22 protein-coding genes are annotated in these 22,516 nt (G+C 73.4%); 13 read left to right on the forward strand and 9 right to left on the reverse strand.

Annotated elements, in window-relative coordinates; all coding sequences use genetic code 11:
• The first annotated feature begins 342 nt into the window (after positions 1-342).
• Both ACFC1T_RS32870 and ACFC1T_RS32875 read left to right on the forward strand, forming a co-directional pair.
• Positions 343-837, forward strand: a complete 495-nt coding sequence (locus ACFC1T_RS32870) for a hypothetical protein (protein ID WP_375894822.1) — start codon at positions 343-345, stop codon at positions 835-837.
• Between the two features lie 145 nt (positions 838-982).
• Positions 983-1,594: a class I SAM-dependent methyltransferase gene (locus ACFC1T_RS32875; protein ID WP_375894825.1), complete on the forward strand. Its 612-nt coding sequence runs from the start codon at positions 983-985 to the stop codon at positions 1,592-1,594.
• An 86-nt stretch (positions 1,595-1,680) separates the two neighbouring features.
• Here ACFC1T_RS32875 and ACFC1T_RS32880 read toward each other — a convergent pair whose 3' ends face one another.
• On the reverse strand, positions 1,681-2,328 hold the full coding sequence (locus ACFC1T_RS32880) for a response regulator (RefSeq protein ID WP_375894827.1): 648 nt from the start codon (positions 2,326-2,328) through the stop codon (positions 1,681-1,683).
• On the reverse strand, positions 2,316-3,560 hold the full coding sequence (locus tag ACFC1T_RS32885; RefSeq protein WP_375894830.1) for a sensor histidine kinase: 1,245 nt from the start codon (positions 3,558-3,560) through the stop codon (positions 2,316-2,318). The genes ACFC1T_RS32880 and ACFC1T_RS32885 overlap by 13 nt, the downstream gene beginning before the upstream one ends.
• 375 nt (positions 3,561-3,935) lie before the next feature.
• Here ACFC1T_RS32885 and ACFC1T_RS32890 point away from each other — a divergent pair, with 375 nt between their 5' ends.
• Positions 3,936-4,865 (forward strand): ribosome-inactivating family protein, encoded by a 930-nt coding sequence (locus tag ACFC1T_RS32890; RefSeq protein WP_375894832.1) that lies wholly within the window; start codon positions 3,936-3,938, stop codon positions 4,863-4,865.
• Between the two features lie 108 nt (positions 4,866-4,973).
• Here the strand turns inward: ACFC1T_RS32890 and ACFC1T_RS32895 are convergent, their stop codons facing one another.
• Positions 4,974-6,482 carry a hypothetical protein gene (locus ACFC1T_RS32895; protein WP_375894834.1) on the reverse strand — a complete coding sequence of 503 codons (1,509 nt, stop codon included), beginning with the start codon at positions 6,480-6,482 and terminating at the stop codon, positions 4,974-4,976.
• An 89-nt stretch (positions 6,483-6,571) separates the two neighbouring features.
• Complete coding sequence (locus ACFC1T_RS32900; RefSeq protein ID WP_375894837.1) at positions 6,572-7,597, reverse strand: FAD-dependent oxidoreductase; 1,026 nt, start codon at positions 7,595-7,597, stop codon at positions 6,572-6,574.
• A gap of 259 nt (positions 7,598-7,856) precedes the next feature.
• Here ACFC1T_RS32900 and ACFC1T_RS32905 point away from each other — a divergent pair, with 259 nt between their 5' ends.
• Positions 7,857-8,750: a LysR family transcriptional regulator gene (locus ACFC1T_RS32905; RefSeq protein WP_375894839.1), complete on the forward strand. Its 894-nt coding sequence runs from the start codon at positions 7,857-7,859 to the stop codon at positions 8,748-8,750.
• An 89-nt stretch (positions 8,751-8,839) separates the two neighbouring features.
• Here the strand turns inward: ACFC1T_RS32905 and ACFC1T_RS32910 are convergent, their stop codons facing one another.
• The gene (locus ACFC1T_RS32910) at positions 8,840-9,325 is read right to left on the reverse strand and encodes a cysteine/serine endopeptidase inhibitor (RefSeq protein ID WP_375894841.1); all 486 of its coding nucleotides are present in this window, start codon (positions 9,323-9,325) and stop codon (positions 8,840-8,842) included.
• A gap of 286 nt (positions 9,326-9,611) precedes the next feature.
• Here ACFC1T_RS32910 and ACFC1T_RS32915 point away from each other — a divergent pair, with 286 nt between their 5' ends.
• From ACFC1T_RS32915 to ACFC1T_RS32925, 3 genes are all read left to right on the forward strand, one after another.
• Positions 9,612-9,824 carry a hypothetical protein gene (locus ACFC1T_RS32915; protein ID WP_375894843.1) on the forward strand — a complete coding sequence of 71 codons (213 nt, stop codon included), beginning with the start codon at positions 9,612-9,614 and terminating at the stop codon, positions 9,822-9,824.
• A 355-nt stretch (positions 9,825-10,179) separates the two neighbouring features.
• Positions 10,180-10,833 (forward strand): 4'-phosphopantetheinyl transferase, encoded by a 654-nt coding sequence (locus ACFC1T_RS32920; protein ID WP_375894844.1) that lies wholly within the window; start codon positions 10,180-10,182, stop codon positions 10,831-10,833.
• A gap of 46 nt (positions 10,834-10,879) precedes the next feature.
• The gene (locus tag ACFC1T_RS32925) at positions 10,880-11,263 is read left to right on the forward strand and encodes a barstar family protein (protein ID WP_375894846.1); all 384 of its coding nucleotides are present in this window, start codon (positions 10,880-10,882) and stop codon (positions 11,261-11,263) included.
• A 9-nt stretch (positions 11,264-11,272) separates the two neighbouring features.
• On the opposite strand, the gene ACFC1T_RS32930 is transcribed toward ACFC1T_RS32925, so the two are convergent.
• The gene (locus tag ACFC1T_RS32930) at positions 11,273-11,938 is read right to left on the reverse strand and encodes a polysaccharide deacetylase family protein (RefSeq protein WP_375894848.1); all 666 of its coding nucleotides are present in this window, start codon (positions 11,936-11,938) and stop codon (positions 11,273-11,275) included.
• Between the two features lie 498 nt (positions 11,939-12,436).
• On the opposite strand from ACFC1T_RS32930, the gene ACFC1T_RS32935 reads away from it, so the two are divergent.
• On the forward strand, positions 12,437-14,116 hold the full coding sequence (locus ACFC1T_RS32935; RefSeq protein WP_375894850.1) for a CehA/McbA family metallohydrolase: 1,680 nt from the start codon (positions 12,437-12,439) through the stop codon (positions 14,114-14,116).
• A 209-nt stretch (positions 14,117-14,325) separates the two neighbouring features.
• Entirely contained in the window at positions 14,326-14,847 is a 522-nt protein-coding gene (locus tag ACFC1T_RS32940; RefSeq protein ID WP_375894852.1) for a hypothetical protein, read from the forward strand.
• Positions 14,848-14,888: 41 nt separating this feature from the next.
• Here the strand turns inward: ACFC1T_RS32940 and ACFC1T_RS32945 are convergent, their stop codons facing one another.
• Entirely contained in the window at positions 14,889-15,398 is a 510-nt protein-coding gene (locus tag ACFC1T_RS32945) for a DinB family protein (RefSeq protein ID WP_375894854.1), read from the reverse strand.
• Positions 15,399-15,632: 234 nt separating this feature from the next.
• Between ACFC1T_RS32945 and ACFC1T_RS32950 the strand changes: the two genes are divergently transcribed.
• Positions 15,633-16,445, forward strand: a complete 813-nt coding sequence (locus tag ACFC1T_RS32950; protein ID WP_375894856.1) for a class I SAM-dependent methyltransferase — start codon at positions 15,633-15,635, stop codon at positions 16,443-16,445.
• A gap of 251 nt (positions 16,446-16,696) precedes the next feature.
• Positions 16,697-17,443, forward strand: coding sequence for a polysaccharide deacetylase family protein (locus ACFC1T_RS32955; RefSeq protein WP_375894858.1), 747 nt, complete (start codon positions 16,697-16,699; stop codon positions 17,441-17,443).
• 68 nt (positions 17,444-17,511) lie between these two features.
• Here ACFC1T_RS32955 and ACFC1T_RS32960 read toward each other — a convergent pair whose 3' ends face one another.
• Positions 17,512-18,324, reverse strand: coding sequence for a hypothetical protein (locus ACFC1T_RS32960; RefSeq protein ID WP_375894859.1), 813 nt, complete (start codon positions 18,322-18,324; stop codon positions 17,512-17,514).
• A 264-nt stretch (positions 18,325-18,588) separates the two neighbouring features.
• On the opposite strand from ACFC1T_RS32960, the gene ACFC1T_RS32965 reads away from it, so the two are divergent.
• The gene (locus tag ACFC1T_RS32965; protein ID WP_375894861.1) at positions 18,589-19,665 is read left to right on the forward strand and encodes a PP2C family protein-serine/threonine phosphatase; all 1,077 of its coding nucleotides are present in this window, start codon (positions 18,589-18,591) and stop codon (positions 19,663-19,665) included.
• Between the two features lie 41 nt (positions 19,666-19,706).
• Here ACFC1T_RS32965 and ACFC1T_RS32970 read toward each other — a convergent pair whose 3' ends face one another.
• Positions 19,707-20,816, reverse strand: a complete 1,110-nt coding sequence (locus ACFC1T_RS32970; RefSeq protein ID WP_375894864.1) for a peptidoglycan recognition protein — start codon at positions 20,814-20,816, stop codon at positions 19,707-19,709.
• A gap of 251 nt (positions 20,817-21,067) precedes the next feature.
• Between ACFC1T_RS32970 and ACFC1T_RS32975 the strand changes: the two genes are divergently transcribed.
• Complete coding sequence (locus ACFC1T_RS32975; RefSeq protein WP_375894867.1) at positions 21,068-22,264, forward strand: hypothetical protein; 1,197 nt, start codon at positions 21,068-21,070, stop codon at positions 22,262-22,264.
• The last annotated feature ends 252 nt before the right edge of the window (positions 22,265-22,516 follow it).

Raw genomic sequence — 22,516 nt, forward strand, 5'->3', positions numbered from 1 at the left:
GCCCGAGAGATCTACCGAGTCCTGACCACGCCCAGCACACCGAGCACCACCACCGAGCAGCTCACCATCGCTGCTTGACATCCATAAGAGCATCCCTCCCGCCCGCGCCTGCGAGTCCGCAGGCGCGGGCGCGGGCGCGGGCGCAGACCCGCGCCGCGTCGCCGGAGTTGGTCGCGCGGCCGCCGCGCGAGAAGCGGTCGTCACGAAGTCGGTCATGGCCGCCCCGACGAACGGTACCTAGCACCACCATCAACTCGGATAGGAGCGCTACTGCCTCCGGCGCGCGCGAACGACATGCTGATGCCGTGCCCGAGGAACGGGCACGGGAGGGAGTCAGGTGTCATGGCGAGCACTCAGCCGACCGGCGTTCATTCGCTCCGTCCGGTCGGCGGGGACGCCGGTTCGGACGCCGGTGCCCGGCGGATCCTTCCGAAGGCCGCGGCCGCTCCGACGTTCCCGCTGCTGCTTCGCCGAGGGGCCACGGTCCTCACCGCGCTCGGGCTGGCGATGATTCCCTGGCTGGTCTTCCTGCACACCGGGCTGCCGGCCACCGCTCGGGCCTCGCACTGGGCCTGGACGTGGACGGGTCTGGACGGCCTTGAGGCGCTCGGCCTGCTCTCCACCGGACTGCTCCTCAGGCGCGGCGACCGCCGGGCCTGCCTGGCCTCCGCCGCGACCTCGGCCCTGCTGCTGGTCGACGCCTGGTTCGACACCATGACGGCCGCCCCGGGTTCGGACTTCACGCAGGCGGCGTTCATGGCGGCCTTCGCCGAGGTTCCGCTGGCGCTGGCCTGCGCGGTTCTCGCGACCCGGACCTTCCCTCGGCCGGGCCGCTGAGCGGAACAGCTCGTGACGTGATCGGCGCGCCTGCGGTCCGGTCCGCAGCGCCGGCGCTCCGACGCAAGTCGACTGCACACAAACACACCTGACGGACCATCAGAGCTGCTCTCGATGGCCCTAGTCGGACATTTATGGAGGAATGATGAGGAATTCACGAGCATTGATCGGCGCGGGCGCTGCCGCCGCCGTCGCCACCTGGTGGTTCACCGACTCCGCGCCCTACCCGTACTCCCAGCACTGGCTGCTCGACCTGCCACTGCCGTTCCTGACCTTGAAGCGTCTGGACCACGTGCTGCAGGCCCGGGAGGGCGAGAGGATCCTGGAGATCGGCCCCGGAACCGGCCTGCAGTCGCTGCACGTCGCACCGCAGCTGGGCCCGGACGGGCAGCTGGACATCGTGGACATCCAGCAGGAGATGCTCGACCACGTGGGCCGCCGGGCCAAGGAGCAGGGCGTCGGCACCATCGTGCCGACCTGCGCCGACGCACATGAACTTCCTTTTGCGGACGGCTCGTTCGATGCGGCCTACCTGGTGACGGCGCTGGGCGAGATCCCGGATCCGGCGCGCACGCTGGCCGAGCTGCGCCGGACGTTGAAGCCGTTCGGGCGACTGGTGGTCGGCGAGTTCTTCGACCGGCACCAGATCCGGCCGTCCTCGCTGATCAGCCTGGCGGAGGGAGCCGGGCTGCGGGTCGCCCGGCTGTACGGTCCGCCGTTCGCGTACTACGCGGTGCTGCGTCCGATCCACGCCTGACGCCACCGTGCGCGCGGCCGCACGGGTGCCCGAGGACCACGACGGGACTGGACGCGAACAAGCGGGCCCGCCCCCGCCCCCGGGGTTCAGTCCCTGGACGCGCCCAGGAAGCGCAGCACGGCGAGCACCCGGCGGTGGTCCGCATCGGCCACCGGCAGGTCGAGTTTGGCGAGGATGTTGTTGATGTGCTTGGCCACCGCGCTCTCACCGACCGTCAGCGCCTCGGCGATGCCGGCGTTGGAGCGGCCCTCCGCCATCAGGGCCAGCACCTCCCGCTCGCGCGGGGTCAGGGCGGCCAGCGGGTCGCCGCGGCGGAGCAGGAGTTGGGCGACGACCTGGGGGTCCAGCGCCGTCCCCCCTTCGGCCACCCGCCGTACCGCTGCCGCGAAGTCCTGGACATCGGCCACGCGTTGCTTGAGCAGGTAGCCCACTCCGCTCGTGTTGTTCGCCAACAGGTCAGCGGCGTAGCGCTCCTCCACGTACTGCGAGAGCAGGACCACCGCCGTGCGCGGCCGGCTGCGGCGGATCGCCGTGGCCGCCCGCACGCCCTCGTCGGTGAAGCTGGGCGGCATCCGGACGTCCACCAGGGCGAGTTCGGGCCGGTGCTCCTCGACGGCGGCCAACAGCGCCTCCGCATCGCCGACTTCGGCGACGACCTGGAAGCCGCCCATCTCCAGCACCTTGACCAGGCCGACCCGCAACAGCACCGAGTCCTCGGCGATCACCGCGCGCACGGCAGCTCCACCGTCACGGTCGTCGGTCCCCCGACGGGGCTGCTGAGCCGGAGGACGCCGTCGACGGAGCCCACCCGCTTGGCCAGCCCGCTCAACCCCGTACCACCGGAGGGGTCGGCGCCGCCCAGCCCGTCGTCGGTGACGTTCAACCGCAGGACCGTCCCGACCCGTCGGACCGTCACCTCGACCCGCGAGGCGCCGGCGTGCTTGGTCACGTTCGCCAGCGCCTCGGAGATCACGAAGTACGCAACCGACTCCACGGCGGGCGCCGCCCGTTCCGGCAGCTCGACCCGCAGGCGCACCGGCAGCGGAACGCGGGCGGCCAGTCCGGACAACGCCGCGTCCAGGCCCCGGTCCTCGAGCACCGCCGGATGCAACCCGCGTACCATGTCGCCGAGTTCGGCGATCGCCGCCTTCGCCTCCAGGTGCGCTTCCGCCAGCATCGCACGGGTCTCGCCCGGCAGGTCGGGGCTGGTGGCCATGGCCAGTCCCAGGTTGACCGCCAGCGAGACCAGCCGCTGCTGGGTGCCGTCGTGCAGGTCGCGCTCGATCCGGCGGCGCTCGGCATCGACCGCCTCGATCAGATCGGTGCGGCTGGTCGCCAGGTACGCGACCCGCTCCTGGAGCCGATCGGCCCGGCTGGGTCCGAGCAGCGCCGCGGCGGAGCGCGACTCCGCCCGGGCCACCACCCCGGCGAGCCAGGGCAGGAGGGACAGCAGCAGGAGGCCGAGCACGGTGTAGCACGGCATCAGTGTCGCCCAGCCGAACCATACGCGCCGCGCCCCGACCGGCAGCGCCCACACCCAGCCGTACCCGGTGGCGCCCGCCAGACCCACCGCCGCCGCCACCAGCACCAACAGCTCCGCCAGGGCCGCCGGCGGGCCCAGCACCAGGTGGTACCCGACCTGGCGCCAGGCGCGCGGCGAGGAGAGCCACCGCAGGGCCGTGGCGGGAGACCACCACTGCGCAACGGGCGCCGAGCGACGGATGTCCACCCCGAGCAGCGCCCGGTGCCGGTACCGCTGAACCATCGTCAGCATCGGGGCAACGCTCAGAACCAGGGCGACGGACACCGGGAGCACGAGCGCCCAGTCCCCCGTCCTGGCAATGGTCGCCGCGCCCCAGGCCCACACGGGCACCAGCGCCAGGTGCAGCGGGACACCCGTGGCCAGGAAGCCGGTGTCCCGCCGCGCCCGCCGCGCCAGGCGCCCCAACCGGGGTGGAATCGTCATGGCTCGACGTTAGAGCACCCCGACACGGGCCCGCTATGGATCTTGTATCCGCATCCCTGGTGAACCCAGTACCACCACGCCGGGGCCGGGTCCCAGCGGACGTCCAGTCCCGTTCTTGACGGTTCGGCAGCGTCCCATGGCCTGCCGGCCTGGCCTCGGCGGCGTTCCACTGCTTCGCCCTGTGGCGCGAGCGCGACCCGGACCGGCAGATTCAGGAACCGGCCTCCGAAGCCGTTGTCCACCAGCTGAACCCGCGGGCATCGTCGGCCCGTGGTTCCGTACATACGGAGTATGCATCGCCGTACGCGTCAGGCCCTGCCCGACGCACCACCGCAGCACACCATGTCATGCACGCCCAGAAAGGCCCCCTGGTCCATGCCCGCAGCAAACCGCTCTCTCGGCGGCTCGAAGCGCCTGACGGCGCTCCTGCTCTCACTCGTCGCCCTGTTCTCCGTGGCCCAGTTCAAGGCCGCCCCGACCGCCAAGGCCGACACCAGCAACTACTGGTCGGTCGTCACCTGGGACATCACCGGACTCGCCGCTGGGGGCAGCCGTCCCGCGGCGAACTACCGGAGCATGATCAGGCAGCTCAGGGAGCTCTCCGGAACCAGCATCGCCCCCGCCCTGGCACGGACCACCACGGCCACCGGGCGGTACATCGAGATCAGCGTGAACGACTACAGCGACCCGATCAACACGCACCGGCTCTCGCTCTACCTGCGCCTCGACAACCTGTACCTCGACGGCTTCACCGCCTCGGGGCGGAACTGGCGGTTCAGCGACGCTCCGACGTACCTCAGCACCCGGTTCGCCGCCGCCTACCCGCGGGACGGCCTCCTCGAGAACCTCCGGTACTCCTCCCACTACTCGGACCTCGCCAGCCCCGAGGCCCGCGGTGCCCAGCGCTACAGCGGAGCGGCCTTCTACGGCTTCCTCAGCACGCTCTTCGGGGTCTCCGAAGGCTCCCGGGACCAAGCCCGCGCCCCACTCGCCGCCATGATCGGAGCGACCTCCGAGGCGGCCCGTTTCGGTTGGATCGAGAACCGCATCGCCGCCTCGATCGAGACCGGCGGACAGCAGGACGGCGCCCAGCGCTACGACAACCTGGGCCCCTTCGGAGCCGGCCTGGAGAACAGCTGGGACGAGCTGTCGCGCCTCGTCTACCGGGAGCAGAACGGTGACTCCCAGCGCCCCACCGTCAGGATCGACGGCCGCAACTACAGCAGCATCAGCGACATCGTCAACGGGATCGGCACCGGAACGCCGAGGATCGCTCCCTTCCTGACCCACGGAACCGCCCACTGACGGCATCCCCACCTGCCCGGAGAACCGCCACGGCCGCCACCGAGAGCACTCGGTGGCGGCCGTGGCCCGGTATCAGCCCTGCGCGGAACGCGGGTCGCACCACCCGCCTCAGGACGGCATCCGCACCGGGGCGATCACCGAGGGCGGGGAGCAGTGCGGGGAGGTGCGGCAGACGGTGAGCGGACGGGGGTTGGCGCCGTCCAGGACCTGGACGGACCACAGCACGGGGTAGCTGCCGCCGCAGATGCCGCAGGTCGGAGGCGGCGGCGGGGTGAAGCCCTCGGGCGGCGGGCCGAAGCCGGGCGGCACAGCAGGCGACGCGGCGGGCGGGGCAACGGGCGGCGCCGCGGGCGGCGCCGGTATCGGGGCCACGGCCGGCCTCGGCGGGACGGCCGGGCGCGGCGGCGCCACCGGAGGCAGGGGCGCCACCGGCGGCACCGGCGGCACCGGAGGCGGCGCCGCGCCCCACACCGCCAGCCCCGCCACCAGCGCCTCGAAGTCGTACCCGCACTCGCCGCAGCTGATCAGCGCCCCCTCCGTACGCATGTCCCCGCAGCCCGGGCAGAAGGTCACCGGGTGTTCGTCGGCCGCCGTGCTCTCGCAGCGCGAGCAGATGAAGTCGGGCTCGACCCTGCCCTGTTGGAGGAACGCCCCGATCATCGCGAAGGGGTTGATCTCACCGTTCTTGCCGTGGCCGGCCCGGACGACGGTGGTGATGAGCTTGAGCCGCCTCCGCCGTTCCCGCATCCGCTGGAGGTCCAGGTTCACCACCTTGGTCTGCCGGCAGTCCCGGCAGGTGCACAGGGTGCGGACCGGCAGCTGGGAGCGGATGCCGAACTGGCGGTACAGGAACTCGAAGACGGGGCGCTGTTCGCTGCCGATCCGCACGTCCACCACACCGAACCCGACCGCCGCCAGGCAGCCCTCCACCTCGGCGGCCAACCGGGCCACTCCGGCGCCGAGTTGTTCCGGTACGCCGTCCGGCCGGCTGCTCATCATCACCGGTATCGCCAGCAGGGCGGCCAGGGCGGAGTGGTCCAGGCCGAGTACGCCCGCGCGGGAGTGGAAGACGGCGCCCTGCACCCCGCTCCAGAGCGAGGGCCCGGTGCGCCGGGGGGTGCCGGAGAGCCGGTCGTTGATCATGGCGGTGACCCCGCCGACCACCCGTTGCCCGGTCTGGTGGTGCCGGGCCAGCGTCTCGGCCTGGGGTGCGCTGGTCCACCAGCGGGGCTGCGGGAAGTCCGTCGCCGCCTCGGGGTCGAGGGCGGTCAGCGCCCGGTCGAGGGCGAACAGCGCGTTCTGGTAAGCCGTCACGTACGGGGACTGCACACCGAGGGCGACCACCGAGACGGCCCGGTCGGTGAGGTGCACCGCAACCGTGGTGCCGTTCCCGTCGGCCGCGGCAGCGGCAGCGAACTGGAGCCGCGCCGCGAGCGGGACTTCGTCGGGCAGCAGCATGGCGGAGCGCACGACCGAGCCGCGCCGGGCCTCCACCACGGTTGCCTGCTCCGAGGTGACCTGGAAGCCGAGCGAGCGCAGCGCGTCGACGGCGGCGATCCGGACGCGTCCGGCGTCGGCGCGGACGCGGCGCTCGGCGTCGAGGGTGATCGAGGCCAAGACTCCTCCGCAGGAATGGATTTCGGGGCGGAACGACCGCACGACGGACCGGGATTCTAGTCACCGACGGCAGCACCCCGCAGGACGAATCATCGGATCCGGGCACCCGCCCCGACCAGCTCCACCACCGCGTCCGCACACCCCCAGCTCAGTGTCACGCCCGCGCCGCCGTGCCCGTAGTTGTGCACGATCCGGAGCCCGGCCGCCGCCTCCCCGCCCACCGCTTCCCCATCGGCCGACTCCTCGACCGCCAGCCGCACCCCGCCCCTGCGGTCGGGCCGCAGGCCGACCGGGCAGCCGATGAGTTCGGCTCCGCGCAGCTCGGGGACGTGCACCGCGCACCGGGCCAGGATCGCCTCGGCCGCCGCCCGGTCGCCGCGGAGGTCCCAGCTGCCCTCCTCGAAGGTGCCGCCGAGGACGACGTCCCGGCTGCGCGGGTGGACGTAGGTGTACCCGGCCGGTTCGTCCTGGATCCGCAGCGAGGCCCGCAGACCGGGGTTGCGCACCAGGGCGAGCTGTCCCCGCACCGGCCGCACCGCGTCGTCGCCGCACAGCAGCCGGGCGCCGAGGCCGGCCGCGTTGACCACCACGGGCGCCCAGGCGCCGGCCTGCCGAAGGGTGTCGAGCCGCCGGTGGAGCACCTTGCCGCCGCCCTCACGGAAGCGGCCGAGCAGCCAGGGCAGGTAGCGCGGCATCTCGACCGTGGGGGCGGTGAACCGCCAGCCGTCCGCGTAGGCCGGGGCGAGGTCGGCCGGCTCCAGTCGGCGCAGGTCGGGGACGCCGGCGCCCCACCAGGGGGTGCCGCCGTCCTGACGCCGGAGCGCGGGCATCCAGGTGTCGCGCAGGACGACGCCGGGCACGCCGGCCCGGGCCTGCCGGGCGAGTTCGGCGTAGGTGGCGGCCGACCAGGCGGCCACCTGCCCGCCCGCCTCCACACCCACCGGGTACCAGACGGCGGCGGCCACGGCCGAGACCGTGGACAGCAGCCCGTCCGCCGTCACCACCCCGACCCGCAGGCCCCGCTCCTGGAGGCGCAGGGCCGTGGTGAGCCCGATGATCCCGCTGCCGATCACGACCACGTCCAGGCCCACGCCCAGGTCCGGATCCGCATCCACGCCCGTACCAACACCCGTAGCAACACCCGTAGCAACGCCCACACCCACGGTGATCCCCTCCCACCGACTCCCCGCCGGCCGATCCGGCCGATCCGGCCGCGGCGGCCGGACTCCAGGAAAGCGGGGCGGGCGGCGAGGCGTCCAAGACCGGTTGCGTCCTCCGGCGATAAGGCGCCCTTATCGCCGCCGGTGGGCGGTGCGCGGGCCCGGCGCCGGTCCACCGCGGCGGGCCTATCATCGCCCGGTGGACCTCCGTCGCATGCGTTACTTCGCTGTCCTGGCCGAGGAGTTGAACTTCACCCGGGCCGCCCGCCGACTGCGGGTGGCCCAGCCCGCACTGAGCCAGCAGATCAAGGCGCTGGAGCGGCAGCTCGGCGTGCAGCTGGTCGAACGCACCAGCAGGGGCTGCACGTTGACCCCGATCGGCGGCGCGGTCGCCGAGGAGGCCCGGCAGCTGCTGCACCGGGTGGCCGAGGCCGACCGGCGGATCGCGGCGGTGGCCCGGGGGCAGCAGGGCAGCCTGCGGGTGGCGTACACCCGCTCGGCCCGCGGCGGCGTCTCGGACACCCTGATGGGCGAGTTCCGCAGTCGCTACCCCCGGGTGGACGTCGCCCTGCAGACCGGCTGGACCGCCCTCAACGTCGACGAGCTGCTCGCCGGGCGGCTGGACGCGGCCTTCGTCCGTCCGCCGCTGGACGTCCCCGAGCTGGCCTGCCGGGTCATCGCCGAGGAGGAACTGCTGCTCGCGGTGCCGAGCGGCCACCCGCTCGCCCGGGGCCGCGGCCGGCTCGACCGGGGCGCGATCCGGGACGAGCCGGTGGTGCTGTGGCCGCGCGACAACGGGCCCGGGATGCACGCGTCGATCACCGGCCAGCTCTGGCCCGACCGGCCGCCCCGGATCGTCCGCGAGGAGCCGGACGACGAGCAGCTGCTGCTCGCGGTGGCGGCGGGCCACGGCATCGCGCCGATCCCGGAGGGCCGGGCCCGGGTCTTCCGGATCCCCGGTGTCAGCCTGCGCCGCCTGGCCCGCCCGGCGCCGACGGTCTCACTGGGCCTGGCCCACAGCCCCCGGACGGCCTCCCCGGCGGTCCAGCTGCTGCTCGCCATGGCCCCACGGCTCGGCGCCACAGCGGCCTCCCCGCCTGGCAGTTGAGACCTCCGGGCCCACGCCCGTACGCACACGCACGAGCCCGTGGGCACGCGCGCGAGCGGCCGAGGTGGGCCCGGCGGGGTGGGCGGCCGTCAGCCGATGGTCGAGCCGGTGACGGGCTCGGACAGCTCGACGGTCCTGCCGTTCAGCCCGGCCTTGACGAACTGCCAGGTGAGGCCGCTGATCACGCCCTTGTCGAGCGGGGCCAGCTTGGCGAAGGCGGGCTGGCTGAGGTCGATGTGGGTGGAGTCGCAGGACGGACACTGGTCCTTCACCGGGACGGTGATGGTCTTGCCCTGGTACGTGACCTTGACCGAGATGCCCTTGCACACCGGGTCGTTGTTGGGGTTCGCGGTGGTCCACCAGGTGTGCGAGACGGCGACCAGCATCTGGTTGGAGGCGTTGATCTGGGTGCCGCAGGCGCCGTAGCCCGCGTCGGTGTAGTACGTGGCCTTGCCGGTCATCGGCTTGTTGATCGGTATCGCGGCGCTGGCGGAGCCGGCCGTCAGGGCGATGAGGGCGGCGGCGGCGAGCGGGGCTCCCGCGAGGATCCTGAGGTTCTTGCCGATGGCGCGCATGGTTCGTTCCCTCCGGTTCGACGATCCCGGGAAAGGTCATGGGCATGACAGCCAGAAGTCACCGAGGCCACAGTGCAGTTCGGTGAACGATCCGACGATCCGATGCCCACCCGGTGAAAGGAACGTATGCGCCCGTCCTCGGCATGGTCCAGACCTCCCCGGTGTTGCCATGAACACAAGGCAAGGATCTTTACCAATGCGGCCGAAGGGGCGAAGATGCGTGACCGCCTCACCACACAGGGTGTTGACAGGCCGTCACGACCGCCCGCCCCGGAGGCCCGCCCCCATGCGCACCGCCCTCGCCGCCCTGCTCCTCGGCGCCGCCCTGAGCCCGGCCCTCGCCGCACCGGCCCTCGCCGCCCCCTCGCCCGCCGCCGCACCCGCGACCCGCGAGGTGAACCAGGGCTACAGCATCCCGGTCGGCGGCGTGACCGACCTCGGCGCACTGCCCGTCCTCGGCAGCCTCGGACTGGACTTCGCCCACCTGCTCGGACAGTGACGGGCGGTCACCACCGTCCCGCACCCGGGCAGCACCCGACCCCGGCGCAGGAACGCCCTGCGCCGGATCGGAATTGCTTCCGCTCCGCACATCAGTAAGCCCGCCGCCCCCGTGCCAAGGCCGAACGTCCGCCCGCCGCGCTCCCGCGCCGTACGACCCGGAGACGATCGCCCGGGCCCTGCGCGAGGCGGCGGCCGCCTTCGAGTGACCACCTTTCAGTGACCATCGCCTTCCAGTGACGGCCGCCGGGCGGGCGGCCCCGATTTGCCGAAGATCACGGACCGGGCCCGCCCGCCCGCGTTAGGCTCGCTCCGCGCGGCCCGCCGCCCGCGCTCGCCGACCCAGGGGGGAACGCATGATCGGGGACCTGCTGCCGGACGTCGTGGTGACCGAGGTGGCCTACGACGACCCGCCCGAGGCCCGGCTGGAGCCCGCCGAGGAGGCCGCCGTCGCCCGCGCCGTGGACAAGCGCCGCCGCGAGTTCACCACCGTCCGCCACTGCGCCCGCACCGCGCTGGCCCGCCTCGGCGTCCCGTACCGCCCGCTCGTCCCGGGCCTGCGCGGGGCGCCGAGCTGGCCGGACGGCGTGATCGGCAGCCTCACCCACTGCGACGGCTTCCGCGCGGCCGCCGTCACCCGGGCCGGCACCCTGGCCTCGGTGGGCATCGACGCCGAGCCCGCACTGCCGCTCCCCGAGGGCGTGCTGGACTCCGTCGCCCTGCCGGTCGAGCAGGAACGGCTGGCGAAGCTCGCCGCCGAACACCCGGACACGCCGTGGGACCGCATCCTGTTCAGCGCCAAGGAGTCGGTCTACAAGGCCTGGTTCCCGCTCACCCGGCTGTGGCTGGACTTCCACGAGGCCGAGCTCGACCTCTCCCCCGACGGCACCTTCACCGCCCGGCTGCTGGTCCCCGGCCCGGTGGTCGGCGGCCGCCGCCTGGACGGCTTCGAGGGCCGCTGGGCGGTGCGCGACGGCCTGCTCGCCACCGCGATCGCCGTCCACCCGTAACCGGCCGCCACCCGGCGGTTCGCCGCCCGGGCATATCCTCGTCCCCGTGACGGTGACCTATGTGCTCGACGGCGGGAAGATCGGCAACCTGGAGGACTTCTGGGCGGAGGTCGGTCGGAAGATCGGCGCCGACGGCTACTTCGGCCGCAACCTGGACGCCTTCGCCGACTGCCTCAGCGGCGGCTTCGGCACGCCGGACGACGACGACTACGTCATCGAGTGGCGCGACCACGAGGCCTCCCGCCGTGCCCTCGGCTACCCGGAGACGGTCCGCCAGCTGGAGCGGCAGCTCCCCCGGGTCCACCCCACCAACCGCGAACGGGTCGCGGCCGAGCTGGCCGCCGCCCGGGCGGGCAAGGGCCCGACGGTCTTCGACTGGCTGGTCGACATCATCGAGGAGCGGCACCCGGGCGGCCTCCGCCTGGCCTGACCCTCGGGCTCACAGCACGTCGGACAACCGGACGAACCTCCGCCCCGCCGCCAGCAGCCCCGGCAGCGCCGCCGCCACCCCGCGGGCGGTGCCGTGGCCGGGCTGGTTCATGTGCCCGATGACGATCGCCCCCGGCGGCGCCGACGCCACCTCCTGCCGCACCTCGGCGGCCGGGAGGGTCGCCCCGCCGTCCGCGTTCACGGTGAACCCGGCGATCCGTTCGCCCAGGTCGGCGACCACCCGGACCGCGACGTCGTCGTAGTACGCGGTGCCGGAGCGGAAGAACCGCGGCGGGTGCCCGAGCAGCTCGGTCAGCTTGTGGGCGTTGCCCGCCACCTCGTCGTACACCTCGCCGACCCCGCCCGTACCCGCGATCCCCTCGGCCGAACGGCCGGTCACGGACAGCGGGCGGTGCACGGTGCCGTGGTTGCCGATCTCGAACAGCGGGTCGGCGGCGAGCTGTTCGAAGGTGCGCGGATTGGCGTCGATCCAGCGGGCGTTCAGGAACAGCGTGGCCGGGACCTCGTGGGCGCGCAGGAAGTCGATCAGCTCGGCGTCGTAGCGGCTCCCGCCGGGCCCCCCGCAGGCGTCGAAGGTGAGCGCCGTGGCCTGCTGACCCTCCGGCAGTCCGGTGACCACCCCGGGGAGGTCCAGGCCCCAGGCGGTCGGTGCCACGGCCGCGTAGCGCTGGACCAGCTCGGCCCGGCCCGGCTCCCGGGGGGTCGCGGCAGCGGAGGGTGCGGCCGACGCCGTGCCTGCGGGACTCCCCGCGGGACTCCCCGAAGGCGCCGCCGAAGGGCTCGGCGTAGAGGTCGCCGAAGGACTCGGCGAAGAGGTCCCCGCAGGAGTCCCCGTCGAGCCGACGGCCGCCTCGCGCCCCTCCGCGCCGCGCCCCGACCCGCACCCAGCCAGCGCACCGCCGCCCACCACCGCCGCCAGCAGCGTCCGCCGACTCAGTGCCACGCCTGCCTCCCGACCGCCCCGTCGTCACCTGCCGTACGAACCACCACATGACTATGAACCGGTCATCCGTCACTCCCCGCAACTCGCCCCGCCCTGGCCGGGCCCCTCTTTCACCGGCCCGCCCCACCCCGGTGGGTCCCGCCTCACCCCGGGTTCACCCCCGGGGGTAGGCGAACGGACGGACCAGCCCACCCCAGCCCGGAGGCCCCGATGCCCGCCGACCCCACACCTCCCGCCGACCCCACACCTCCCGCCGACCCCACACCTCCCGCGGACCCGACACCCCCCGCCCGGCCCGCGCACCCCGCCGCTCCCCCGCACCCCGCCCGCCGCGACCTGCTCCGCACCGGCCTCGCCACCGGCGCCGCCACCGCCCTCGGCCTGGCCGCCACGGCCGGTGCTGCGGGCACCGCCTCGGCCGCCCCGAACCGCGACACGAACCAGGACGCGGACCGGACCGACCGCACCCTCACCCTCACCGGCCACCTCCCCACCGGCTGCCCCGACTTCGTCTACCTCCCGCTCGAAGTCCCCGAGGGCGTCCGCGAGATCGCCGTCTCCTACGGCTACGACAAGCCGCCGGTCCCGGCCGGCACCCCCGGCAACTCCTGCGACATCGGCATCTTCGACGAGCGCGGCACCGACCTCGGCGGCGACGGCTTCCGCGGCTGGTCCGGCGGCTTCCGCACCGAGTTCGCGCTCGCCCGCGGCTCCGCCACCCCGGGCTACCTCCCCGGCCCGATCAACCCGGGCACCTGGCACCTCGTCCTGGGCCCGTACCAGGTCGCCCCGCAGGGCCTGGAGTACCACGTCGAGGTGACCCTCCGGTTCGGCGAGCCGGGGCCGGAGTTCACCCCGCACTACCCGCCGGAGCGGGCCCGCGGCCGCGGCCGGGCCTGGTACCGGGGCGACTGCCACCTGCACACCGTGCACTCCGACGGCCGCCGCCTGCCCGAGGAGGTGGCCGCCGGGGCCCGCGCCGCGGGCCTGGACTTCATCGTCTCCACCGACCACAACACCAGCTCCTCGCACGCCGTCTGGGGTCCGCTGGCCGGCCCGGACCTGCTGATCGTGCCCGGCGAGGAGGTCACCACCCGCAACGGCCACTGGCTGGCCCTGGGCCTGGAGGCCGGCCAGTTCGTCGACTGGCGCTACCGCTCGCGCGACGAGGAGTTCCCGCGCTTCGTCCGCCAGGTCCACCGCTCCGGCGGCCTGGTGGTGCCCGCGCACCCGTACTGCCCGTACGTCGCCTGCCAGTGGAAGTTCGGCTACGAGCAGGCCGACGCCGTCGAGGTGTGGAACGGGCCGTGGACCTACGACGACGAGTCGGCCGTCGACACCTGGGACTCCGAGCTCGCGGTGGCCCTGCGGGGCGGCCGCTCCTGGCGGCCCGCGATGGGCAACAGCGACGCCCACAGCGCGCCCCAGGTCATCGGCCTGCCGCACAACGTCGTCCTCGCCGAGGACCTCACCCGCGACGCCGTCCTCGACGGGCTGCGCGCCGGGCGCAGCTGGCTGGCCGAGTCCGCCGCCGTCCGGCTCGACCTCACCGCCACCGGCCACGGCCGCCGGGCGGGCATCGGTGAGGAGCTGACCGTCCCGGCCGACGCCCCGGTGGACGTCCGGCTCGCCGTCTCCGGCGTGCCCGGCGGCACCGTCCGGCTGATCACCGACGAGGGGCAGCTGCACCAGGAGTCGCTGCCCGCCGACGGCTCCGGCACGGTCGTCTGGCGCACCACGGCCTCGCTGGCCGCCTACGTCCGCGCCGAGGTGCGCCACCCGAGGGCGGACGGGACGCCCGGCAAGGGCAACGCGATGGGTCCGGACCTGCCGTGGGGGCCGATGGCGGCCCTCACCAACCCGATCGTGCTGCGCGCCGAGGAGTGCTGAACGGGTCCGGCGACCCGCCCACCGGCTGGGAGGGGGACGACTCGGGGCACCCGTTTGGACTAGGTTGATCCCCGAAACGCATCAGTCGTAGGGACGAGGCGGTCGGCTGTCCGTATCCGGGGCGACCGGCTCCTCCGCACGCCCACCGTCTCGCCCCGGCTGCCCGTCCGTACCCGTCCCGTCCCCGGCCCGCGAAGGGATCAGCAGCTGTGAACCGTACGACCGTAGGTGGGCCGGAGCTCGGGGGCGGCCGGGGCGCCGGAGGCGTCCTCGTCCTCGTCGACCCCGCCGGGGCCGCCGATCCCGCCGGGGCCGCCGGTGGAGCAGGGGGCGGCAGCCCGGTCGCGGGGCTGCTCGTCCAGGAGCTGCGCCCGAGCGTCCACCTGCGGACGGACGATTTCCTCCGGGTCATCCGCAACGGCCAGGTTCCGCCGCAGCTGCCCGGGGCCGACCGGCAGCAGGCCACCGCGCTCGCGGCCGCCGCCCAGGCCGCCTTCGCCTACGCCACCGGCGGCTACCAGGTCGTCGTCGAGTGCGCCGACGCCCCGGCGGCCCTGGACACCTTCCGCCGCGAGAGCCGCACCACCGGCGCGGCCCTGCACTACGTCGTCCTCACCGGCGCGGCCCCCGCCACCCCGCACGAGCTGGACACCACCGACCTCACGCCGGAGACCACCGCCAAGTCGGTGCTGGCGGTCCTCACCGCCCGCACCCACCTGCTCGGCTGGTAGCCCGCCACCCCGGCCCCGACCCGGCACCCCGACCCCAGGCCCTACGCCCCGACCGTGCCGTCGATGGCCTCCCGCAGGAAGTCCGCGTGCCCGTTGTGCCGGGCGTACTCGTGGATCAGGTGCAGCATCACCAGCCGCAGCGACACCTCGGCCCCCCAGCGCGCCTGGTAGCCGGTGACGTCCAGCGAGGGCGCCGCCAGCTCGATCCGGCGCGAGTGCTCGACCTCGGCCCGCCAGGCGGCGAAGGCCTCGGCACGGGTGGCCCCGGTCGGGTCGTAGGCCACCTGGTAGTCCCCGTCGGTGGACCAGACCAGCGGGACGTCCTCGCCGTCGATCACCCGGCGGAACCAGGTGCGCTCCACCTCGGCCATGTGCCGCACCAGCCCGAGCAGGCTCAGCGCGGACGGCGGACTGGAGCGCTGCCGCAGCTGTTCGTCGGTCAGGCCCTCGCACTTCATGGCCAGGGTCGCCCGGTGGAAGTCCAGGAACTCGCGCAGCATCTGGCGCTCGCCACCGGTCAACGAGGGTACGGGTCGGTCGTCGGTGCTCATGCGGGGTCGTGCTCCTCGTGCTCTGGCCCTGGGGCGTGTCCGGTGGATCGGGCCGGTCCGATCGGCCACCGGCGGACTGTAGCGAACCCGCACCCCCGTCGGACACCGGGTTTCCACGCCCCGTCAACCCCGAACCCGCCCCGTCACGTACCGTGTTCGGACCACCACAGGTTTGGGTACGTACCTCGGCGCGCCCGACCGCCGGGCGCCCACGAGCAGGAGACCCGACGGCCCATGGACCACAACCACATCCCCCCGACAGTGCGCCGCACCTACGGTGCCGACGACCTCAGCACCGCGCCGTCCTTCGCGGGCGGATTCATCAACTTCGGTGACTGGCACGGCATCGACCTGACCGCCCCGTCCGCCGAGGACCGGGTGCACAGCCAGGAGCAGCTCTACCGCCGGGTGCTGAACGCCTTCCCGGAGCCACGCGGACAGCTGCGCCTGGCGGAGGTCGGCTGCGGCCGCGGCCTCGGTACGGCGCTCGCGCTACGGGAGTTCCGCTTCGCCTCCGTCACCGGTGTCGACATCCACCCCGACCAGATCGAACGCGCCCGCGCCGTGAACGCCCGCGCCCTGGCCACCTACCCCGACCGGCTCGCCTACACCCTCGGCTCCGCCGCCCAACTCCCCTTCGCCGACGCCACCCTGGACGGCGTCTACTCCGTCGAGGCCGCCCAGCACTTCCGCGAACTCGGCGGTTTCGCCCGCGAAGCCGCCCGGGTCCTGCGCCCCGACGGCCGCCTGGTCGTCACCACCTTCTTCGCCGCCCCCGGCCCCGAGATCGCCGAACGCCTCAAGATCCTCCTCGCCAGCTTCGCCGACGGACTCGACGTCGCCCACACCCTCGACGGCTTCACCGGCGACCTCACCGACGCCGGCTTCACCGACGTCGGCACCGAGTCCATCGGCCCCGACGTCTGGCCCGGCCTCGACCGCTACCTCGCCGACACCGTCCCCAACGACCACTGGACCCGCAACTTCCTCCCCGCCTGGCGCCACGGCCTCCTCGACTACCACCTCCTCACCGCCACCCGCACCTGACCCGCCCCCACCGCCCACCAACCCCCGGGCCTGCCCGCACCCCGCGGACAGGCCCGGGGCAGGACACACCCCACGGCCCCGAGGGGCCCTTGCCTCCCAGCGGTCGACAGCACCCCGGCCGGTCTGCCATTCGGGTGAAAAGCTCCGGGTTGGCCGGGCGCGGATGGACAGCCGGTCCATCGCTGTCAGAATCTCATTTTCCTTGAACTCCATCCGATACACGCGGTGCCGCCGAGGAGCTGGAGCAGAACGTGCGATTCATCCGACCACGCAGCATTCCAGGTCAGGCGACCGGCACGACGGCGGGGCATTTCCCGTGGACGCTGATGTACCACTCCGTGGCGATCGCACGCGACGACCCCTATATGATCACCGTTTCCCCCGCGCGCTTTCGTCGCCAGCTGCGCTGGCTGTCCTCGTGGGGCCTGCGCGGGGTGGCGGTGGAAACCCTGCTGCGCTGCCATCGGGAGGGCACCGCTCGGGGGTTGGTCGGGCTCAGTTTCGACGACGGGTACCGCGACTTCACCGAGGAGGTCATGCCCGCACTGGTGGAGTACGGCTTCACCGCGACGGTCTACGTGGTGGCCGGCCGACTGGGCGGGTACAACGACTGGGACCAACTGGGCCCGCGCAAACCGTTGATGACGGCACACCAGGTCCGTGAGGTCGTCGCCGCCGGACTGGAGATCGGCTCGCACGGATTGACGCACCAGCGCCTGGCGGGCCTCGGTGCCCGGGATCTGGCGGCCCAGGTCACCGGCAGCCGCCGTGCGCTGGAAGACCTCACGGGGCAGGAGGTCGCGGGGTTCTGCTACCCCTACGGCTCGCTCGACGCCGCTGCCGTGGCGGCGGTGGCGGGAGCCGGCTACAGCTACGGGTGCGCGGTCAGCCCCGGAGCCCACGGCGGGCGGTACGCGATTCCCCGTGCCTACATCGGCGACCGGGACGGGCCGCTGCGCATGATCGCCAAGTTGGCGCGCGACCGCTGGCAGCGCTGACAACTCGCAGCTGACAAGGCACAGTTGACGGCCCACGGGTGTCCGCGGAGCCGGAGCTCGCGACGCGATCAGGAATCGGCGGTGCCGGGCTCCAGCCGCAGCCAGGACTCGTGCCAGAGCAGTGCGCACTGGCGGTCGCAGCCGTTGGCCACCGGCTCGCCGCCGCAGCGGAGACCCCGGAGGATGAACCACCGTCCTCCGGCGGGCCGTTGCCACCACGCGAGCGACCGGTGGCGCAGCTCGAAGGCTCCGTGGCGGGTGCCGACGTGGCGTTCCATGCCGGGCTGGAAGGGCACGCCGTCCAGGCGGCCGTCGGCCCCGAGGGTCGCGCTGATCTCCGCGAGACTCCGCACGGTGGCCCATCGCGTGGCCGGCCGGGCGGGCGGGAGCGGCGCGGAGGCCGGCTCCAGCCATGCGTCGCGGAACAGCAGGGCGCAGTCCAGTCCGCAGCCCTGGGTGCCGTCGGCGCCGTGACAGGTGGCGCCGGCCAGGGTGACGGTGTCCGCCAGGCGCCGCATGCGGTAGTGGTCGTCCACCATGCGCCGCACGACGCGCTCGACGCGGTGGACCCCACCGCAGAACGACCATTGGCTACGGGTGAACCAGAGCCCTCGATGCCGGTCCTCGGCGTCGAGGGTGGCACGCACCGCCGCCTCGTCCTTCACCCGGACCCAGTCCCCCACGGAGAAGCGGGAGGGCCGGCCGGGTGCGGGAAGACCGCTCCGGCTCTCGCGCAGGTCCTCGAAGGCGAGCCGGGCGCGGCGGACGACACCGAGCGGGGGGAGGTCGCACAGGGGGAGGTTCTTGTACTGGCACCGCTCCGCCGCCGTTCCGCAGCGCATCCCCGCGGTGCCGTCGAACCATGATGTCTCTGCGGTCATCTGCGCTTTCCCGTCGGGTCGGAAATATTGACACAGGGTAGCGCGACGCGGCCTTTCCGGACGGACTCACCGAGCCTGCCCGAGGGCATTCCCAGCAAATGATACTAGTCATATCGACGATATCCCCGAGAATGTCTTCCTCACCCTCAGAACCCCTTGTCCAAGGCGTCCGAGGCGTCCGAAGCGATCGTGAGGCCGGCCGTACTCCGGGTGTCGAATGCGCGCGGAGAGCGATCGGATCCGCCGTTCCTCTAAGGTCGCGGCATGTCGACTCCGACTTTCTCCACACGCGGCCTGGTGCTGACGGTGTCGGCGCTCGGGGTACTCGCGGGAACGGATTTGCTCAGCAGGTCGGCGCATTCCGCCGCCCTCGCGATTTTCGCACCCGCCCTGGAGTCATCGGTGCTCCAGGCCGTCCCGTGGGCGGCCTTCGTCCTCCATCTGGCATCGATCGCCGTGCGGACGGTGCTGGAGCCGCGGCGGGACCTCGCCGCAGGTTGCGGACGGCTGCTCACGGGCACGGCGGTCAGCTGCCTGGCGGCCGTCGCGGTCCTCGGGGGCGTCGCCCGGCTGCGCAGGGCACGCCGCCGGGCGCCGGGGCCGACGGTGGGTCCGGTGCGGCGCGGGGTGCTCCGACCGCCCGGCCGAGTGGGGGACCTGGCGGTGACGGTTCGGCGGGTGTCGACGGCCGAGCCCGGCCAGGACCGGGGCGTGCTGTGCGAGGTGCTGGAGACGCCGTTCGGGGTCCGGATGGTGATGGGCGATGTCCGGGGTGGCGGCCGGCCGGCGGCGGTGCGGGTGATCGCCAGGGTGGCCGGGGAGATCCGGGAGGCCGCACAGTACGAGCCGTCCCTGGCCGGGGTGGCGGCCAGGGCGGAGTCGTGCGTGTCCGGGGCGGTGGCGGCCGGTGTGCTCGTGACGGCCGTGTTCGCGGAGTTCTCCGGCGCGGCGGAGGTGCTGCTCCTGTCGTGCGGGCATGCGCCGTTGCCGCTGGTCGCCCACGACGACGGCGTGCGGACCGTGGCGTGCGAGCCGGGCCCGCCCGTGGGCCTGGCCGAACTGGCCCTGGGCGAGCCGCTCTTGCGTCAGGAGCCCTTCGTCCCGGGGCAGACCCTGGTGGTGTGCTCCGAGGGTGTGGCCGGGGCCCGCGGCTGCGGGGGTTTGCGCTACCCGCTGGAGGAGCGCCTGGTGCGACTCGCGGGGACCAGTGGGTGGCGGGCGGGCGGCCCGGAGGAGCGCGCGGACCTGCTGTGTGCGGATCTGGAGGCCTTCACCGGCAGGGAGTCGGACGATGCCGCGGTGGTCCTCCTGGTGGAGCGGGTGCGGTCCGCCGACGGGTAGCCGGGACGGGGCTCACGGCGCGTCGACGGACCGCCGGACCGTCACCTCTGGAGGCGGCCCGCCGTGTCCCGGATGTCGGGGAGTCGGTGGTACAGGGCCTCACCGGGGCATTCGGTGGCGAAGCCGTCGCGGTGGCCGGAGATGGAGGCGAAGTCGACGACGGTACCCTTGGGGTAGAGGCTGCTGTCCGAGCCGGAAGTGAGCTGGGCCGATCCGTCGGCCTTCCACCCGCCGAGGTCGAGCTTCCAGGCGGCGATCTTGGCAATGCCGTCCTGCAGTTCCTGCGGCGGATTGTCCTCGCTGAACGTCCCGATGGCGGCGATGCCGGAGGAGTTGGTGTTGAAGCCGAGGGTGTGGGCACCGAGCACGGGCTGGTTGACGCCGCCGGCCCGGCCCTCGTAGATGGTGCCGCAGCGGTCGACCAGGAAGTTGTAGCCGATGTCCCGCCACTTGTTGGTCTGCACGTGGAACAGGTAGATGCTCCTGATCACCTTGGGCGCGTCGGAGCAGGCGTAGTCGGTGGCGGTCGCGGTGTGGTGGACGAAGGCCACCCGAACGGAACCGGTGTACACGAAGCCCGCTTCGCGGATGGACTCGTCCGCACCCCAGCCCTTCCGGGTGACGATGCCGGGGCGCGGAGCCGTGGGGGCCTCGGGCCCGGCCGCGTGTTCGGTGAGGGGCTGGTCATCGGCGGCCGCGGCTCCCTGGCCGGGGTCGACCAGGTCGACCCGCAGTCCGCGCGGGAGACCGGCCGGACCGGGGTGCACGTCGACCGCGACGCCGTTGCTGTGTCCGACCCACAGCGGGGCGGTGGAACCGCGCTGGGCGGAGTCGGGCCCGTCGGCACCGGTCTCCAGGGTGTGCCAGTCACCCCAGCGGCCGGTGGCGGCATCGCGGGTGCGGACTCGTACGGAGCCGCCGGCCAGGGCGGTCGGGGGGCCGTCCCAGACCACGCCGAGGAGGTCGAACGCGCGGGTGGCCCGGGGCGCGACGGCTCCGCCGGAGGTGAGGGCCACCGAGGTGACCGAGCCGCCTCCGGCGGAGGTACGCGGCGCCGGGTCGACCGAGCTGTCCGTAGCGACGGCCGGGGGCTGGAAGAGCAGGGTGGCGGTGCAGCCGGCGAGGACTGCTGCCGGGATTGAGATCCTCATGTAAGGGATGTTCAGGGCAAATCACGATCCCCGCATGTCACCGTCGGGGCCCGCGCGGTCACGGTGGGCATCCGTGGCCGGGACGGCGACGGGGCACCGGCGCGGGCGGTGGAGCGCGGAGGGCGGGCGGCAGTCCCCCGTTCTCAGCAATTCATTGGGCCAGGCCGGTTAACTCGCGGCGGCGCATTTCGCCTCCCGATGGTAGAAGCGCGTATTCAGAAGATCCGTTTTGCGGATCATCCAGGAGCGTCATGCGAACTCGAATCACCACCCTGGTCCTGTCGGGCCTGACGTCGTCCGCCCTCCTCTGGGGCGCCGGCGGTGTGGCCCACGCCTCCCCCGCCATCGACCACAGCGTGACCGCCGACTCGTCGCAGGCCCAGGGCGAATGGGTCGACAGCATGCTGCGGCTCGCCCAGGAGAGCGGTGTCTCATCGGACGGCACCTGGAGCAGCGGGAGTAACGGCGACCTCCAGTCGATGCAGGTCGTCCGCCCGGCCCACCGCGCCGACGCCGGCGAAGGCACCGAGCCCGAGGGCATCGCCCCCGAGGGGATCACGCCCGAGGGACTCGTGCTCGACGGCCAGGCGCCGGGTTCGGCGCAACCGGACGACTCGACCAGGCCCGGCGCGCAGGGCCAGCCGATGGAAAAGGCCCCGGAATCGGCCCAGTCCGAAGGCGCCTGGGACAACGGCGGCAAGCCCTGCGACCAGGCCCCCGGCCACGAGACCCACGGCCACGTTCCCGGCCCCGGCGGCTCCGACTGCATCTGCGTGCCCGAGACTCCCGGCGCTCCCCCGCACGGGGAGCACGGCGAACACGGGGAGCACGGCGAACACGGCGAGCACGGGGAACACGGCGAGCACGGGGAACACGGCGAACACGGCGAACACGGCGAACACGGCGAACACGGCGGCTCGGAGCAGAACCAGGGCCAGAACGGCCAGCAGAACCAGGGTCAGGGCCAGGACCAGAACCAAGGCCAGAACCAGGGCCAGGGTCAGGACCAGAACGCCCAGCAGAACCAGGGCCAGGACCAGCACGTCGCCGTGACCGTCGTCGTGCAGAACACCGTGGCCAACAATCTGAACAACAGCGCCAACAACAGCGCCACCAGCAATTCGAACAACTCCGCGCACAACAGTGCCCAGAACTCCGCGCTCAACAACCAGTCGGCCTCGCAGGCCAACAACCTCTCCAACCACCAGAGCCAGGCCAACCAGCAGTCCGCGTACAACCTGAACAAGATCAAGCTCGTCGCCAAGGAGGTGCCGTCGCGCCCGCACACGCCGGCCCACCACGGCGGCGGCGAGCAGCACCACTACAACCACCACCACGGCGAGCTGGCCCAGACCGGCGCCCCGAAGACCCCGGTCCTCCTCGGCCTCTCCGCCGCGTTCCTCGCCGCCGGCGTGGGGGCCCTGCGGCTCAGCCGACGCCGTTCCTGATCGGACCCGTACGCGGGGAGGATCGACCACCCGGCACTTCGTCCATGAACAGGCCTCCGCCAGGCAGTTGACCTGGCGGAGGCCTCTTCGTGTTCGGTCCGGAGTCCGGAGCCGTCCCGTCGTCCGCTCTCACCCGATCCGGGCGGTTCCGGCGGTTCTGCACCGCGAAATCTCAGCGAATGGTCCAGACCTCTCTTGGCGGCCCGGCCGGGGCGCCTCATCATGGCGGCACATCGTGCCACCCGGCGGCCG

This window comes from Kitasatospora sp. NPDC056076, from assembly GCF_042266305.1.
Classification (GTDB): domain Bacteria; phylum Actinomycetota; class Actinomycetes; order Streptomycetales; family Streptomycetaceae; genus Kitasatospora.